This window comes from Formosa undariae (assembly GCF_042427615.1).
Classification (GTDB): domain Bacteria; phylum Bacteroidota; class Bacteroidia; order Flavobacteriales; family Flavobacteriaceae; genus Formosa; species Formosa undariae.
The window spans coordinates 581,105-595,734 of record NZ_JBHMEZ010000012.1; the positions used below are offsets into that span (position 1 = coordinate 581,105).

Annotated in this window: 18 protein-coding genes; 9 read left to right on the forward strand and 9 right to left on the reverse strand. The window is 32.8% G+C overall.

What is annotated here, in order from left to right; genetic code table 11:
- Position 1: 1 nt before the first annotated feature.
- Both ACFFVB_RS13450 and ACFFVB_RS13455 read right to left on the reverse strand, forming a co-directional pair.
- Positions 2-805 (reverse strand): lysophospholipid acyltransferase family protein, encoded by an 804-nt coding sequence (locus ACFFVB_RS13450; protein ID WP_382383515.1) that lies wholly within the window; start codon positions 803-805, stop codon positions 2-4.
- A 42-nt stretch (positions 806-847) separates the two neighbouring features.
- The gene (locus ACFFVB_RS13455; RefSeq protein ID WP_382383517.1) at positions 848-1,495 is read right to left on the reverse strand and encodes an NUDIX hydrolase; all 648 of its coding nucleotides are present in this window, start codon (positions 1,493-1,495) and stop codon (positions 848-850) included.
- A 2-nt stretch (positions 1,496-1,497) separates the two neighbouring features.
- Between ACFFVB_RS13455 and ACFFVB_RS13460 the strand changes: the two genes are divergently transcribed.
- Positions 1,498-2,211: a peptidylprolyl isomerase gene (locus ACFFVB_RS13460; RefSeq protein WP_382383519.1), complete on the forward strand. Its 714-nt coding sequence runs from the start codon at positions 1,498-1,500 to the stop codon at positions 2,209-2,211.
- Here the strand turns inward: ACFFVB_RS13460 and ACFFVB_RS13465 are convergent.
- The 3 genes from ACFFVB_RS13465 to ACFFVB_RS13475 all read right to left on the reverse strand — a co-directional run bounded on the left by ACFFVB_RS13465 (position 2,204) and on the right by ACFFVB_RS13475 (position 4,190).
- The gene (locus tag ACFFVB_RS13465) at positions 2,204-2,815 is read right to left on the reverse strand and encodes a trimeric intracellular cation channel family protein (protein ID WP_382383521.1); all 612 of its coding nucleotides are present in this window, start codon (positions 2,813-2,815) and stop codon (positions 2,204-2,206) included. The genes ACFFVB_RS13460 and ACFFVB_RS13465 overlap by 8 nt on opposite strands.
- A 126-nt stretch (positions 2,816-2,941) precedes the next feature.
- On the reverse strand, positions 2,942-3,568 hold the full coding sequence (locus ACFFVB_RS13470) for a trimeric intracellular cation channel family protein (protein WP_382383523.1): 627 nt from the start codon (positions 3,566-3,568) through the stop codon (positions 2,942-2,944).
- 139 nt (positions 3,569-3,707) lie between these two features.
- Entirely contained in the window at positions 3,708-4,190 is a 483-nt protein-coding gene (locus tag ACFFVB_RS13475; protein ID WP_382383524.1) for a Dps family protein, read from the reverse strand.
- A 101-nt stretch (positions 4,191-4,291) separates the two neighbouring features.
- On the opposite strand from ACFFVB_RS13475, the gene ACFFVB_RS13480 reads away from it, so the two are divergent.
- The gene (locus tag ACFFVB_RS13480; protein ID WP_382383525.1) at positions 4,292-5,236 is read left to right on the forward strand and encodes a LysR family transcriptional regulator; all 945 of its coding nucleotides are present in this window, start codon (positions 4,292-4,294) and stop codon (positions 5,234-5,236) included.
- Positions 5,237-5,296: 60 nt separating this feature from the next.
- Here ACFFVB_RS13480 and ACFFVB_RS13485 read toward each other — a convergent pair whose 3' ends face one another.
- Together ACFFVB_RS13485 and ACFFVB_RS13490 are read right to left on the reverse strand one after the other, a co-directional pair.
- Positions 5,297-5,494 carry a hypothetical protein gene (locus ACFFVB_RS13485; RefSeq protein WP_382383527.1) on the reverse strand — a complete coding sequence of 66 codons (198 nt, stop codon included), beginning with the start codon at positions 5,492-5,494 and terminating at the stop codon, positions 5,297-5,299.
- 132 nt (positions 5,495-5,626) lie between these two features.
- Complete coding sequence (locus ACFFVB_RS13490; RefSeq protein WP_382383528.1) at positions 5,627-6,424, reverse strand: TIGR00266 family protein; 798 nt, start codon at positions 6,422-6,424, stop codon at positions 5,627-5,629.
- Positions 6,425-6,496: 72 nt separating this feature from the next.
- Here ACFFVB_RS13490 and ACFFVB_RS13495 point away from each other — a divergent pair, with 72 nt between their 5' ends.
- The 3 genes from ACFFVB_RS13495 to ACFFVB_RS13505 all read left to right on the forward strand — a co-directional run bounded on the left by ACFFVB_RS13495 (position 6,497) and on the right by ACFFVB_RS13505 (position 8,395).
- Entirely contained in the window at positions 6,497-6,625 is a 129-nt protein-coding gene (locus ACFFVB_RS13495) for an isochorismatase family protein (protein WP_382383874.1), read from the forward strand.
- A 354-nt stretch (positions 6,626-6,979) separates the two neighbouring features.
- Positions 6,980-7,546, forward strand: a complete 567-nt coding sequence (gene hemG, locus ACFFVB_RS13500; protein ID WP_382383529.1) for a menaquinone-dependent protoporphyrinogen IX dehydrogenase — start codon at positions 6,980-6,982, stop codon at positions 7,544-7,546.
- A gap of 387 nt (positions 7,547-7,933) precedes the next feature.
- Positions 7,934-8,395, forward strand: coding sequence for a hypothetical protein (locus ACFFVB_RS13505; RefSeq protein WP_382383531.1), 462 nt, complete (start codon positions 7,934-7,936; stop codon positions 8,393-8,395).
- 349 nt (positions 8,396-8,744) lie between these two features.
- Here ACFFVB_RS13505 and ACFFVB_RS13510 read toward each other — a convergent pair whose 3' ends face one another.
- Both ACFFVB_RS13510 and gntA read right to left on the reverse strand, forming a co-directional pair.
- Positions 8,745-9,332, reverse strand: a complete 588-nt coding sequence (locus ACFFVB_RS13510; protein ID WP_382383876.1) for a DUF1989 domain-containing protein — start codon at positions 9,330-9,332, stop codon at positions 8,745-8,747.
- Between the two features lie 11 nt (positions 9,333-9,343).
- A complete protein-coding gene (gntA, locus tag ACFFVB_RS13515; protein ID WP_382383532.1) occupies positions 9,344-10,021 on the reverse strand; it encodes a guanitoxin biosynthesis heme-dependent pre-guanitoxin N-hydroxylase GntA in 678 nt (225 codons plus the stop codon).
- Positions 10,022-10,545: 524 nt separating this feature from the next.
- Between gntA and ACFFVB_RS13520 the strand changes: the two genes are divergently transcribed.
- From ACFFVB_RS13520 to ACFFVB_RS13535, 4 genes are all read left to right on the forward strand, one after another.
- A complete protein-coding gene (locus ACFFVB_RS13520) occupies positions 10,546-12,081 on the forward strand; it encodes a DUF1214 domain-containing protein (RefSeq protein ID WP_382383533.1) in 1,536 nt (511 codons plus the stop codon).
- A 239-nt stretch (positions 12,082-12,320) separates the two neighbouring features.
- Positions 12,321-12,959: a hypothetical protein gene (locus tag ACFFVB_RS13525; RefSeq protein ID WP_382383534.1), complete on the forward strand. Its 639-nt coding sequence runs from the start codon at positions 12,321-12,323 to the stop codon at positions 12,957-12,959.
- 235 nt (positions 12,960-13,194) lie between these two features.
- Positions 13,195-13,857: a 3,4-dihydroxy-2-butanone-4-phosphate synthase gene (gene ribB / locus ACFFVB_RS13530; RefSeq protein ID WP_382383535.1), complete on the forward strand. Its 663-nt coding sequence runs from the start codon at positions 13,195-13,197 to the stop codon at positions 13,855-13,857.
- A complete protein-coding gene (locus tag ACFFVB_RS13535; protein ID WP_382383536.1) occupies positions 13,858-14,433 on the forward strand; it encodes a Crp/Fnr family transcriptional regulator in 576 nt (191 codons plus the stop codon). It begins immediately after the preceding gene.
- The last annotated feature ends 197 nt before the right edge of the window (positions 14,434-14,630 follow it).

Sequence of the window (14,630 nt, forward strand, 5' to 3'; positions counted from 1 at the left end):
CTTATACGTTATATTTTCGTTTTTTATTCAATTCTTCCATTTCTTCAATTTGCTTTTTAGTCAGCACTTTTAGAAATGACGGATGTTGTTCTATAGAATATTCAATTTTTTCAACAATACTATCGATAGTATCATTTTTATAATCGATTTCTAAAGGCGCTTTAATCTCTATAGATTGAAGGATATTCTTTTTCTTGATGCGCAGTCCTTTTTTATCGAAAGAACGTCTAAAACCATCTATTACCACAGGAACTACTATGGGCTCATATCTTTTAATAATATGCGCTGTACCCTTTCTAATGGGCTTAAAAGGCGTTGTTGTACCTTGAGGAAACGTAATAACCCAACCATCTTTTAAAGCTGTAGCAATACTCGAAATATCGCTCATTTTAACTTGTCTGTTCACATCCTTACCTTCTGCTCGCCACGTACGCTCGATACTAATTGAGCCGGCATAAGCAAAAATTTTAGGTAATAAACCTGATTTCATAGTCTCTTTAGCGGCAACATAGTATAAGTTAAGTTTAGGATGCCATATGTATCCAACATTCTTAATAGAATCATCTCGCCCACTTAAACTCGCGTTAAAGACATGAAACATAGCAACCACATCTGCGAAATACGTTTGGTGGTTAGAAATAAATAGCACGTTGTTATGTGGCAGATTTTTAATGATTTCAGAACCTTCTATTTGAAGCTCATTGAATCCTCTAAATCGTCTGTGCGTTATGATTCCTAGGAATCTAATAATCCATTTTTTGAATAAAAGTATATGTCCGAAAGGATTTCGTTTGAACAATCCCATGATGTTTTGTGTTTTTTATAATTAGGCAAATGTAGGAAAAAGTCAAGGATAACACACTTCTTTTAAAATGTCTTTTACTTCACTTAGCATCATAGCTGTGGCCCCCCACACCACATAACCTTGAAAAATAAAAGCAGGAACATCCATTTTTGTTGTGTAAGAGGTTGTTACTGTTTTAGTCACAACACATTTTTCATTTAAAAATTCGGTTAGAGGCACTTCAATAATAGCATCAACCTCTGCATCTTGTTTTATGAATTTTGGCGTTTTTCCTGCGATTCCTATAAATGGTTGCACAATAAAATGACTAGGTTCAATATAAATATCTGTAATTTCTCGCCATACTTCTATATGCTTTTCCGGCACACCGACTTCTTCGAATGTTTCTCGAATAGCTGCTGTTTTTAGTGAATCGTCTTCGGGCTCTAACTTGCCTCCAGGAAAACCAATCTGAGCAGAATGCACACCTTTATACGTGTTTCTTAGAATTAATACCAACATAGTCTCATGTGCCTTATTCGGATAAAACAGAGCCATTACTGCTGCTTTTCTAGCCGTTTTTATCTCTATTTTTCGATCCGCACTCAGGTTCGCTCTAAAAGATGGAGACATTTTAACCTGAGATGCTTCGGCTGGAAGCGGTATATTTTCTATTTTTGGTCTTAACTTTATAAAATCATCAAAATTCATTTATGAGATTCTTAGTATACTGTTGTTTATTTCTTTTTCTATTTAATTGTGAAGATACAAATTCTAAAAAAAATAATGCAACAAAACCTCCTGTCGAAAAAACCACAAAAAATAAGTCAAAAACAGATAGCAATAAAGCTCCTGTTAAAGACGAACGTGAATTCCCTGTTTTAACAGACGATAATGCTATGGAGTTTTTTCTTCATTATGAAAAAGAGCACAAAGAGAATAAGGTTAGAGTGACCACAAATAAAGGTGTTATAGAAATTTTACTTTTTAATGAAACGAAATTCCATCGTGCTAATTTCATTTTCCTAACCAAGCAAAACTATTTCACAAATACCCAATTTTATAGAGTGGTTAAAAACTTTATCATTCAAGGTGGTAGTAGTGACGATGAAGGTATCGCGAAGCGACGTATCAAAATTGGTAAGTACTTATTGCCTACAGATCAAAATCGTGGATTTACACATGAAAGAGGCGTGATTTCTATGCCAAGTAGCGAAATTGAAAACCCTCATAAATTAGCTTCGCCATACGAGTTTTTTATTGTCCAAGCCCCTCACGGTGCCCACCATTTAGATGGGAGTTACACCATTTTCGGAAAAGTAACACGTGGTATGGACGTAGTGGATGCCATTTCTGAGGTCGAAACCGACAATAGAGAATGGCCACTTCAAAACGTATATATAGAAAAAGTTGAAATTATTAACTAACCTCGTCTCTGTAAAAACTAGGTAAACTAATCTTGAAGCGTACTGCCAATAACCGCAGTACAATCACTATTAATCCCGAGCCTAGAAACACATAGTCCTCTTGAATGGGTAATTTTCGTAATAAGAAATACGAAACTCCTCCCATAATACAAGCCGTAGCGTAAATTTCTTTTCTAAATACCACAGGAATTTCGTTACATAAAATATCGCGTATTACACCTCCAAAACACGCGGTCATGGTACCCAAAGCAATACAAATTATGGGATGTAACCCTGCACCAAGACCTTTATCGATCCCGATAAGCGTGTATAGTCCAATTCCAATGGTATCGAATAAGAACAGATGTGTTCTTAAGTAATCTATTTTACTTCTTAACACAATAGCGATCACCGTAGATCCAATAACAACATACACATACGTCATGTTTAGCATCCAGGACACAGGCGTGTTTCCTATAAGTAAATCTCGTAAGGTTCCTCCCCCAATCGCCGTTACAAAGGCAATAATTAAAATTCCAAAAGCGTCCATACGCTTATTTAGTGCCACTAATACGCCTGAGATTGCAAAGGCAATAGTTCCTAAAATATCAATAATAAAAAACATAAAATAATCAGATTAAGTATTTGGTCTTAATACAAGGTTAGCATTAAAAATTAAATTACAAAATATAAGACAAAAAAAACCCTTTAAAATAGAATTCTAAAGGGTGGTTTTTTTACTATTACTATATTATAAGTTCAGTTCATCGTCGTCTTCATTTCGATACAAGCTAGGCAAGCTAATAGTGAATCGCACTGCTATTAAACGAATTACAATTACTAAAATCCCAGAACCTAATAACACATAGTCCTCGTCTATTGGCAATGATTTTAGCACAAAGAAAGCAATCCCTCCCATAATGCAAGCGGTTGCATAAATTTCTCTTCTAAAAATAACAGGAATTTCGTTACATAAAATATCACGAATCACCCCCCCAAAACAAGCTGTTATAGTCCCTAGCGCAATACAGATAGGTGTAGATAATCCTGCCGAAAGTCCTTTTTCTATTCCGATAATTGTATACAACCCAATTCCTATCGTATCAAATAAAAAAAGTGAAGTTCGTAAATAATCGATTTTTTTTCTAAAAAAAGTAGCAAAAATTGTACCTATCAAAATTAGATACACATACTCCGGATTAATCATCCAGAAAACTGGTGTTGCTCCTATTAAAATATCTCGCATTGTACCACCTCCTGTAGCGGTTACAAAAGCAATAATTAATATTCCAAATAGATCCATGCGCTTACTTAAGGCCACCAAAACCCCTGATATAGAAAAGGCTATAACTCCTAACAAATCAATAGCGTGTAACATAACATATTTATTAGCGGCCGCGAATATACTATTTCATTTTAGAATTTTAGGGTATGTTTTTGGATAAAAAACAAAAAAACCGCCTTCTTTTGGTTTTATCCAAAAAAAAGGCGGTTTAACACGTAATAATTTGTGAATATTATACGGTAGTTTCACCCAACCAAGCTTTCATCATCCAGATGGTTTTCTCTTGTTCAGTAATAAAGTCACTCATCATAGAGTTTGTTCCTTCATCGCCTGCATTACCAGATTTATCTAAAATATCTCTTTCAATTTTTAATAATACAGATAATGAATTTACAATTAACTCCACTGCTTTTTCATCTCCTGAAACATTTTTTCCTACTGGTACTTTGGCCACTTCTGAATAATCTACAAAAGTATGTAATGGTGTTTCTCCTAAAGTTAAAACACGCTCTGCAATTTCATCTACTTTTACATTAGCATCGGTGTATAACTCTTCAAATTTAACGTGCAATTCAAAGAATTGTTTTCCTTTAATATTCCAGTGAATACCTCTTAAATTCTGATAATAAGTTTGAAAATTAGCTAATAAACTATTTAAATCTGAAGCTAAATCTTTAGTTTTTTCTGAATCTAATCCTAATATATTAAGTCCCATAATGTATGTATTTTAATTTATTCAAATTTAGCCAATTATTAACACAACTAATAATCTATTACATTGATTGATTTTATAATTTTATAGTCTAAATTTATACCATGACTATTACTCAATTATATTATGTACTAGCGGTTGCTGAAAATCAAAACTTTACCAAAGCGGCGGAGAAATGTTTTGTAACCCAGCCAACGTTAAGTATGCAGATTCAAAAATTAGAAGACGAATTGGATGTTCTTATTTTTGACCGTGGTAAAAAACCGATTGAACTGACTGAGGTTGGTGCTAAAATTGTAAATCAGGCAAAAAATATTGTCAACGAATCGAATCGAATCCAAGATATTGTCGATCAGCAAAAAGGATTTATTGGTGGTGAATTTAAGTTAGGGATTATCCCGACTGTAATGCCTACACTTTTACCGATGTTTTTAAACAGTTTCTTAAAAAAGCATCCAAAAGTTAAGCTTATTATTGAAGAGTTAACCACAGAAGAAATTATCTCTAGGTTAAACGAAGGCCATTTAGACGCTGCCATTGCCGCTACGCCTCTAGAATCTGAGAATATTAAAGAACGTATTTTATATTTTGAGCCTTTTGTAGCTTACGTTCCTGAGAAACATAGATTGGGACATGCGACTAAATTAAATGCAAATGATCTTGATATTGACGATATGCTATTGTTGGAAGATGGACACTGTTTTAGAAACAATATTTTAAACGTTTGTAAGGCATTTAAGCAACATACCGATGATGATTTCCAGATAGAAAGTGGTAGTATTGAAACCCTTATAAAACTCTCTAATGAAGGTTTAGGTATGACGCTATTGCCATATTTACATACGTTAGACTTAAGTGAGAACGCTCAGAAAAACTTAAAATTCTTTAACGAACCCTCTCCAGCAAGAGAAGTGAGTTTAATTTATCATAAAAGTGAATTAAAGATTCATATTATTGAAGCTTTACAATCTATAATTTCTGGTGTAATTCGCGGCGCTATAGCGTTTCAAAACGTAAAAATAGTTAGTCCTTTAACCAAAAAGAAATAACAAGAGAGTACATACACTAAAACGCATAAAAAAAGCAACTAGAAATAGTTGCTTTTTTTATTATGCTTTTAAATACACAAGGCATTTATTTAATTCCGGGTTTTGCTGTATCATCGATTCTATAAAAATCTTTAATTCTTCAATCTCATAAGGTAATAAGCGTTGAAGAGCCTTTTGTACTTCTTTGCAAAACAACACAGTATCAAAACTAACTTTACTAAGTATAGTTTTGGTATACTCGAACATTGCTCTAGCCATAGGTTTATAATTTAGTTTAGTTTATTCTTAAAAACACATATAGACTCTTAAACAAGCAACTACAACGTTTTCAATTTTCACTAAAATTAGATATTAATATCTTAATATTATCTTAAAACAAAAATAAAATTGTTAAAATCTGTTATCTCCATTTAGTAAATCGCCAAGCCCCCCTAACACACTACCTTCTCCTTTTTTATTATTACCTCTAGGTAAAGCAGATAGCACACGGCCCGCCAAACGACTAAATGGTAAAGACTGTACATAAACCGTCCCTGGACCGGTAAGCGTCGCAAAAAACAAGCCTTCGCCTCCAAAAACAGTATTCTTAATGCCTCCTATAAATTCGATATCGTAATCTACATCTTTAGTAAAGCCCACAATACAACCTGTATCTACGCGTAGTTTTTCTCCAGCTTTTAAATGTTTGGTTGCTAGCGTTCCTCCTGCGTGTACAAAAGCCATCCCATCGCCTTCTAACTTTTGCATGATAAAACCTTCGCCTCCAAACAAACCACGTCCTAGTCGTTTAGAAAACTCTATACCTACACTTACTCCTTTTGCAGCACATAGAAAGGCATCTTTCTGGCAAATCACTTTTCCTCCAAACTGAGACAGATCTATAGCTAATATTTTACCAGGATATGGCGAAGCAAAAGAGACAGAACGTTTACCTAGATACGTATTATAAAAGGCCGTCATAAATAAACTCTCACCTGTTAATAATCGTTTTCCTGCTCCGAAAATAGAATCTAAAAAACTAGCATTTTCGGTAGAACCATCTCCAAAGATGGTTTCCATTTTAATGCCTTCATGCATCATCATAAAACTTCCCGCTTCGGCAACGACGCCTTCATTTTGGTCCAGTTCAATTTCTACATATTGCATTTCTTCACCATAAATATGATAATCTATTTCGTGTGCTTCCATTATATTTCAAATTAGAGGTTATACTATATAAGTTGATGTAAACTAGTAATTGTTACAAATTATAATATAAAAATAGTAGTTAAACATTTCCTTAATAATTTTAGAGACACGGATTTATTAAAAACACTTAAAGAATTAGAAATTGAAAGATTAGTTATTTGTGGAATGATGACGCATATGCATTTAGATGCTACGACATGAGCTTCTAACGATTTCGGATTCGATTGTAAATGGAGATGCCTACGCGACAAAGCATCATAAAATAAATGGAGTAAAATGAAGTTCAAATATCTTTTCTTTCTGATTTAAATTACTTCTATTCTGATGTCATTAAGGCGGAGGAATCTATTACAGATTAATGTACACTAACTACATAAAGCACACGAAAACCAAGTAAAAACACAATTAATCTATGCTTCAAAACTCCATTTTCGTTATCTTTAGATTATAGAATAACAAAAGGGGAATATCAAAAAACTGAGTCAATTCAATTTTAAATTGTAGCCCTATTTAGATCAAGACATACGTAAAAAACGTAGCTGTGAAATTTATATTATGGAACAACATATCGGAATAATTTATTCTTCTGTAGATGGGCAAACTAAAAAGATTTGTGAAAAGTTAAGCGCTAATTTTAACGAGAACCATATTAAAACAAAACTATGTTCGATTGAGGATTGTAATGTTGATTTATCTAAATTTCATACCTTAATTATCGGAGCTAGTATTAGATATGGTAAACATAATGAGCGTATTTATGAATTCGTATTAAAAAACAAAGACTATTTAAAGAAAATAAAGACTGCTTTTTTCTCGGTTAATCTTGTTGCAAGAAAAGGAAATAAAAATTCAGCGACTACAAATCCTTATCTCATTAAATTTATAAATAAAACGCAATGGAAGCCTGATTTCTTAGACGTTTTTGCGGGAAAGTTAGATTATAAATCTTATCCGTGGATGGATAAAATTATGATTAGATTGATTATGAGACTAACAAATGGACCAACAAAATCAGACAAACCAATAGAGTTTACAGACTGGAAAAGAGTAAATGATTTTGGTTTAAAAATATGCGAAGATTACAAAAGAACTAAAAAACGTAGTGTTTTAACACCTCTGTAAATGTAGCACACGCTAAAAGCCTAGACAAAATATAATCAACCTAAATCGAGACATACCATTGCAGTGCTATTTAGAAGAAAAAAACACCAATATAGTGTAATAATTATCTATGTAAATTCAATTTTAGAAAGACTGAATGTGGGATAATAATCGGGAATGATAGATCTAAAATTTCCCCACATGTAGCGTTTAATTATCGATTTGTTCTAGATTATGACATTGGAATTCAAAAAAGAGAAAAAGTAAAGACAAAGTATAAAAATTATGCTCGGTGTTTAACCGAAATTTAGTATCTTTTTCCAAGCTACGCAGCATAAATAAACACAATGTGTATAATTTTGATCAAAAATGAGAATATTTACTATTATACTCATATTTAGTTTTTCGATGAGCTATTCTCAAACAGCCGAATATGGAAGATTAACGGAGAAATCTGAATATAAAATTTACTTGAGCAGAATTGGAGATACTTTGAAAATTGGAGACACTTTGATTATTGGCATTCCGACATCTGATTTAGGTTTTACTTATATTTCTCAAGGAGGACAAAGAGTTTCAAACACATTAACTGATAAAAAAGTGATAGTGGATAAATTAAAAACTTACGGAACTAAAAAAAATGGCTACAAAGTATATGCGCTTTTTAAGGGTTATGGACTTATTCCTGTTTTAATTGATTATGATACGGCAGTTGAGCTTGGAGAAATTAAAAACCAGAATAAAAAATTAACGAAGGAAGAAGCTATTTCCAAGTTAAAAGAAGCTAAAGAATTATTAGAATTAGACGTAATAAGTCAGGCAGATTATGATAAATTAAAGTCAAAATTGACACCTCTAATTTTAAAATAAAAAAACAACGTATTACACTATAAAAACACAAACTAAAACTTCGACACATGGACAAAAGTTGGTTAATAGGGCTAACAGTATTAATTTTTTTAATAGTCCTTTTTATTTATTGGAAGTTAACTGTTGGACCTTACAAGAGCGCATATAGTGAAAAAATGAGAAAACTTTACGGCAAGAGAACCTTTTATTGGGAAGGCTTAATATATGGCAGTACCGGTATTACAGTACTAATTATGTTTATTTTAAAATGGACAAATATTTTGACCTTTTAGCATCTTAAAACGTATTACGGATTATAAATCTGTAATGCATCGGGAAAAATCATAGTCTACTAACCTATCAAACCGAATTAGTTCGAAGAACTTACCTCAAAATGAATGGGTTTAAACGATCCTCCATTACTGTCTTCTGCCGAACATGCCGTTAAGCAAACTAGCAAATCCATTTGAGCTTCAAATTTCACATAATCTCCAGCTTTAGATGTTGGCGGTAATACTGAAAGCTTTCCTTTCTCATCAAACTGTACATTCATGAAAATATTGAAGGCCGTTGGTATATCATCTTGCGAGATACCATAAGGCTCTAGATTCTTAGTTAAGTTTTCTAAACAACTCGGATGATATTCTGGATTGTTGTACATAATACGAAACGTTTCCGCACTGCATGGCGCTAATAAAAAATCGTTTCTTCCATTGGTATCTTCTAGAATTCTCATCATTTTATTGGACCTATTACTCCATAAAAAATGACCTGTAGATAGTAAAATAGATTCTTCGAAATCGAGCGTTTTTCCGGAAGATATTTTCTCTTTCAAATCATGAGCATTAAAAAGCACCATATCGCTCACTTGTTTCCCCTGAGGATCGATTACCGTAATTATATCTCCTTTTTTTAACCTCACGGCCTTCCCGCTTTGTTCTTCAATTATATATAACATTGTCATGCACATTATTTTTTTGAATGAAAGGGACAAGCCCAATCACGTTCTACTTCTCTCCCACTATATTGCTTGGTTTCGGTATCGTTTCCAAAATCCTTTAACACAGGGTTTATAGTTCCTTGTCGTTTTTTATCTCGTTTTCTAATGCGTTTTTTAACACGCTTATACGTCCCCATTTCCCTTAGTTTTTCGAACTGCCAATGCAGATTAAATACAATAGTGGGTTGTGGACTTTGCCTTGCGATTCTGGAGCTATTAGGATGTAATCCCACGATGTAAAATGCCTTACCTTTTAGGCTGAAGCTAAAATTAGAATCCTCTGGATTATTGCTTACTGAAGGATCCCATGCCTTATCGTCCAATTCATGTAATTGCTGAAGGAATTTCCAAAGCTTATTTTCAAACTCTATTTCGGTTTCAAATGTATCATCAGGAAAAACTGCTATAAAAGATTCAAACTCATTAGAATCGAAATCATACTGATTTATGTAATCCTCTAAATCTTTTAAAACAGCCTTAGCGCTATCTTTAGAATTTATACTGTCGTACGCTTTCAGATGGTATTTATCCATTAAAAACACGGTTTTAGCCATAACACAAGGATGTTTTTGCTTCAGAATAAAATCCTTAAAATCGGCTTCAACAGCTTCTGTTTTATATAACGTATTATTAATTTTAGATTCCATAATGCTAATATTTACTTTAGAACACACTCTAATTAGCATGCTGTAAACATGCATTTCTGTGGGTTTTACTAAAAATTAGTTCGGCTAAATTATGGCTTTGGTAAAACAACAATAAACTCAATCGGATAATAAATTAGCGTAAAACAAATACTATATAACGCGGATTTAAAAGTCTAAATTAGAATTCAAGACACTGTCTAGAACCATTAAAAATGGAACAGCTTTTATATTTAGAAAAAAAAGTAATACGACAGAAAAAGCAGTTTTATACATATACAGAAAAAGTAATTATATATTAATTTTGTCTATATCAGATCTTTACAAAATCATCATATACTAAAACTGCTTCAGAAATTGTAATTAAATTTTACGCCGAAATATCATTATATTTATCTTTAAACTACAAAACACCAAATATGACATATCAATTATTAGCTTAAAATTAGTTTTAAGCTGTAGCCCTATTTTAGGGAAAGACAACTAACCTTAACCTTGTTTATAATTAAAAACATAAATTATTCGAAATGAAATTATTAAAACTAAAAGCACCGCTACTACTCGCAACTATTATATCAATCTCTGCTTGCAATCAGTCACCATCCAAACAAGTCGCTGAAGATATTGCTACAACGTCACTTGCTGAAGCCACCTTGCAAGGTGATGAATTGATTCGAACCAATTTTGGAGATATACAATTAAATGAAAGTTACTTGACTGAGACATCTATAAAAAAACTAAATGAGCAATTGAGCCTTCAAAGAGCCATTGAAGTGTATCAATGGGCACTACCTGTTACCACTTTTCAAATGTGGTATAATGCACATTCCGAAGTATATGGAGGAGCAGACATGGATTTTGTAGAATATAGTTCATTTAACGAGAAGGTTGGTATTCTTACTGCCAATGCGACTACGCCATATGTGATTAGCTGGGCAGATCTATCCGAAACTGGCCCTTTGGTTATAGATTATCCTGCAGGAGCTTCTGCCGGAGGAGTTATAGACTTTTATCAACTTTCTTTGGGAGATTTAGGTTTAATGGGAGCTGATAAAGGAAAAGGCGGTAAATACCTTGTCATTCCAAACGGATATGATGATTCAAAACTCAATACAAAAGGGTATTTCGTAATTAATAGTACGACCAATAAAATTATGATTGGCACTCGATTTTTATCGACTGATATAGCGGAAATCAAAAAGATGAAAGAAACATTTCTAATCGGTAAATATGGAGAGAACTTGAAGCCAGCAAAATTCATTTCTAATACAAACAAACGTTTTCAGGGAACACCATCTAGGGGTTTAAAATACTTTGAATTGGTAAATCAATTTATTCAAAATGAGCCTCAAAAAGAAGAAGATAAAATTTTCTACACTTATTTAAAGTACTTAGGTATCGAAAATGGTAAAGCCTTTAGTCCTTCAGAAAAAATAAAAACAATTTTAACTCAAGGAGCTAATTTGGGTGAGCTTATGAGTCGATCTAATCAGATGAAGCCAAGGCATGATGAAGTTTATTATGACAATAGCAGTTGGTACAGGTTATTATCGAATTTTCCATTAACTAAAACGAGTAGTACCAACTACTTTTTGGATGAAAGTAACCAATATTATTATGAAGCGGTAACAGTAACTGCAGGCATGCAATCAAATACACCTAGCCCGGGAACTACAAGTTATTTAACCACAAAGGAAGATAAAGACGGGAATTTTTTACTTGGCTCGAATACATACAAAATCCATTTACCGGCTGGAATCCCAGCTTCTAACTTCTGGGCTTTTACTTTATATAGCGAAAACACGCGTTGTTTTATTGATAACAAAAATGCAACTGATAAATTAAGAGCAACAAGCGTCGATTCTAGAGATAAAAACTTAGTAATTAATCCAGATGGAAGTGTAGACCTTTATATTGGACCTAAAGCGCCTGAAGGCAAAGAAAGTAACTGGTTACAAACTAATGTAAGCGAAGGTTGGTTTCCGCTAATAAGGACCTATGGTACAGAAGAAGCGCTTTTTGAAAAAACATGGAGACCCGGAGATTTTGAATTACTAAAGTAACATTATATAACACCAAAGATAAATAACATAGTAAAAATCAAGTTATATCAATTTATATAGTCGATCAAAACACATATAGGAGTGCCAGAAAACATAACGTAATCTGGCACTTTTTATACGACATACTATTATAGAGTATATATAACAACTCGTCACTAAAAATCTACAATTCAGAATATTAAATCTCTCAACACAACATTATAATCCTAATTTTAAATCGTTAAATTCAGCTAAAACATATGGAAGAGACCATTAAAATTTTGATTTACATTCATGCATTCTGTGGTGGCATTGGATTAATTACCGGAATCGGAAGTATAATCGTTAAGAAAGGAAGTGCGCTACACAAACAAATGGGCAACCTATTCTCCATTGGAATGATAAGCAGTTCGTTAATTTCTATTCCAATATCTTGGATGCCAAAACACGAAAATCTATTTCTCTTTTTAATTGGTTTATTTACCATATATCTAGTATTGGCAGGAAATAGAGCTTTAACTTTTAAAAACAAAACAGAAGCCGATTTGATAGACAAAGTTGTTTCCGGAGTCATGTTTTTATTTTCGATCATCATGATTAGCCTTGGCGTTTATGGATTCTTAAACAACAAGTCTTTAAGTATATTATATGTGTTTTTTGGAGCATTTGGACTATTGTTAACTATTAAAGATTTCAAATTTTACAACAATTCAAAGCACACGAAAAATGCTTGGTTAATATCTCACCTTGGGAAAATGATTGGCGCTTTAATTGCATCTATAACTGCATTTATTATTGCGGGTTTAGGCATAGGCTCCTTGATTTCTTGGATACTACCGACAGTTCTCGGTACTTTTTATATCATATATTGGAAAAGAAAAGTGAAAATAAAACGATAGATAACCTTACCTAAACACCATGGAATACGTCTCTAAATCACAACCAATCAACTACTTACCACAGTTCGTTATCTCCAAAATGCATTACACAAATCTGTAACTCTTCTCGCTCTTAAATTAGACTTAAACGTAAAATTGAGTAATCATTTTAAATACATTAATTTATTGACCTACATCAAATGGTTTGACCTGAGACAACACTAATTTTGCTACCCAATATTAATAATATTTTAGAATGGTACTTACAGAGTTAGATACATTACAAACGATTAATAAAGACAGTCAAGAACGCTTAGAAAAAGCATTAATTCATCTTCAGAATGGAAACGGAATCATTTTAATGGATGATGAAGACAGAGAAAATGAAGGCGATTTAGTATTCTCGGCGCACCACATGACGAATACGCAAATGGCGCTTATGATTAGAAGATGTAGTGGTATTGTGTGTCTTTGTCTGACAAATAAAAAAGCAGATTTACTTAATTTACCTTATATGGTTCAGGAAAACACCAGTAGTTTCCAAACCCCTTTTACCATTTCAATAGAAGCAAAACAAGGCGTAACTACAGGCGTTTCGGCTAAAGATAGACTAACAACCATTCAAGTGGCTTCCCACGAATATGCGACAAGCAAAGATTTAGCAAAACCTGGACATATATTTCCGTTGCGCGCTAAAAACAATGGTGTTTTGGAAAGAAAAGGTCATACCGAAGGTAGCGTAGATTTAATGAAGTTAGCAGGATTAAAACCTGAAGCCGTATTGTGCGAATTAATGAACGACGATGGCACAATGGCAAAAACAGACACGATTATAGAATTTGCAAATGAGCACAATTTGATGGTCCTATCTATACAGGATATTATTCATTATCGTAAATTTGTAAGAGACTACAAATAGATGGCAAATAATATCGAACTCACTAATTTTATAAAGAAGAATATTAATATTGAAGACGAAGATTTAAAAATTGTCTTGTCTTATTTTAAGACCATAAAGAAAAGTAAAAATGACATTTTACTTTCAAATGGAAAAAATAGTCAGGCGAGTTATTTCGTAAAAAAAGGGTGTTTAAGGCTGTTTTACATAAACGAAGAAGGGAAAGACGTGACGCGTTATATTGCTTTCGAAAATCAGTTTGCAACAGAACTTGTAAGTTTTATTACAAATGAACCAGCACAAGAAACCATACAAGTCGTCGAAAATAGTGAACTGTTATTCATCACTCACGACGACTTTAGACATCTGATGACGATTGTTCCCAAATGGAAAGATTTTTATAGCATCTATTTAGAAAAGGCGTATGTGAATAATTCTAAAAGATTAATCTCGTTTACAACTCTAGATGCCTCCGAACGCTATAAACAATTATTTAAAATCAACCCAAACATTGTTAAACGTCTGCCAAATAAAATAGTGGCTTCTTACATTAATATATCACAAGAAACATTGAGTAGGATAAAATCTAAAATCTGATTTTTAAAACAGAAAAGCAAATCCACAAAGACCCAACGTACATCAATACATGCAGTGAACAAGATGCACTAAAAATTCAATTAATCGGCACAAAGACGTACCTATACATTTATCTTTAGGTTTTAAAATACAACATATCGTATTTCAATTAGTCGCTTCAAAGCAATCTCAATCGGTAATTATATTTCAGGATCTTA

Excerpts from the sequence above, each read along its gene's own strand:
- ACFFVB_RS13450 (WP_382383515.1), bottom strand. The coding sequence starts at position 805 with ATGGGATTGTTCAAACGAAATCCTTTCGGACATATACTTTTATTCAAA.
- ACFFVB_RS13455 (WP_382383517.1), bottom strand. The coding sequence starts at position 1,495 with ATGAATTTTGATGATTTTATAAAGTTAAGACCAAAAATAGAAAATATA.
- ACFFVB_RS13460 (WP_382383519.1), top strand. The coding sequence starts at position 1,498 with ATGAGATTCTTAGTATACTGTTGTTTATTTCTTTTTCTATTTAATTGT.
- ACFFVB_RS13465 (WP_382383521.1), bottom strand. The coding sequence starts at position 2,815 with ATGTTTTTTATTATTGATATTTTAGGAACTATTGCCTTTGCAATCTCA.
- ACFFVB_RS13470 (WP_382383523.1), bottom strand. The coding sequence starts at position 3,568 with ATGTTACACGCTATTGATTTGTTAGGAGTTATAGCCTTTTCTATATCA.
- ACFFVB_RS13475 (WP_382383524.1), bottom strand. The coding sequence starts at position 4,190 with ATGGGACTTAATATATTAGGATTAGATTCAGAAAAAACTAAAGATTTA.
- ACFFVB_RS13480 (WP_382383525.1), top strand. The coding sequence starts at position 4,292 with ATGACTATTACTCAATTATATTATGTACTAGCGGTTGCTGAAAATCAA.
- ACFFVB_RS13485 (WP_382383527.1), bottom strand. The coding sequence starts at position 5,494 with ATGGCTAGAGCAATGTTCGAGTATACCAAAACTATACTTAGTAAAGTT.
- ACFFVB_RS13490 (WP_382383528.1), bottom strand. The coding sequence starts at position 6,424 with ATGGAAGCACACGAAATAGATTATCATATTTATGGTGAAGAAATGCAA.
- hemG (WP_382383529.1), top strand. The coding sequence starts at position 6,980 with ATGGAACAACATATCGGAATAATTTATTCTTCTGTAGATGGGCAAACT.
- ACFFVB_RS13505 (WP_382383531.1), top strand. The coding sequence starts at position 7,934 with ATGAGCTATTCTCAAACAGCCGAATATGGAAGATTAACGGAGAAATCT.
- ACFFVB_RS13510 (WP_382383876.1), bottom strand. The coding sequence starts at position 9,332 with ATGTTATATATAATTGAAGAACAAAGCGGGAAGGCCGTGAGGTTAAAA.
- gntA (WP_382383532.1), bottom strand. The coding sequence starts at position 10,021 with ATGGAATCTAAAATTAATAATACGTTATATAAAACAGAAGCTGTTGAA.
- ACFFVB_RS13520 (WP_382383533.1), top strand. The coding sequence starts at position 10,546 with ATGAAATTATTAAAACTAAAAGCACCGCTACTACTCGCAACTATTATA.
- ACFFVB_RS13525 (WP_382383534.1), top strand. The coding sequence starts at position 12,321 with ATGGAAGAGACCATTAAAATTTTGATTTACATTCATGCATTCTGTGGT.
- ribB (WP_382383535.1), top strand. The coding sequence starts at position 13,195 with ATGGTACTTACAGAGTTAGATACATTACAAACGATTAATAAAGACAGT.
- ACFFVB_RS13535 (WP_382383536.1), top strand. The coding sequence starts at position 13,858 with ATGGCAAATAATATCGAACTCACTAATTTTATAAAGAAGAATATTAAT.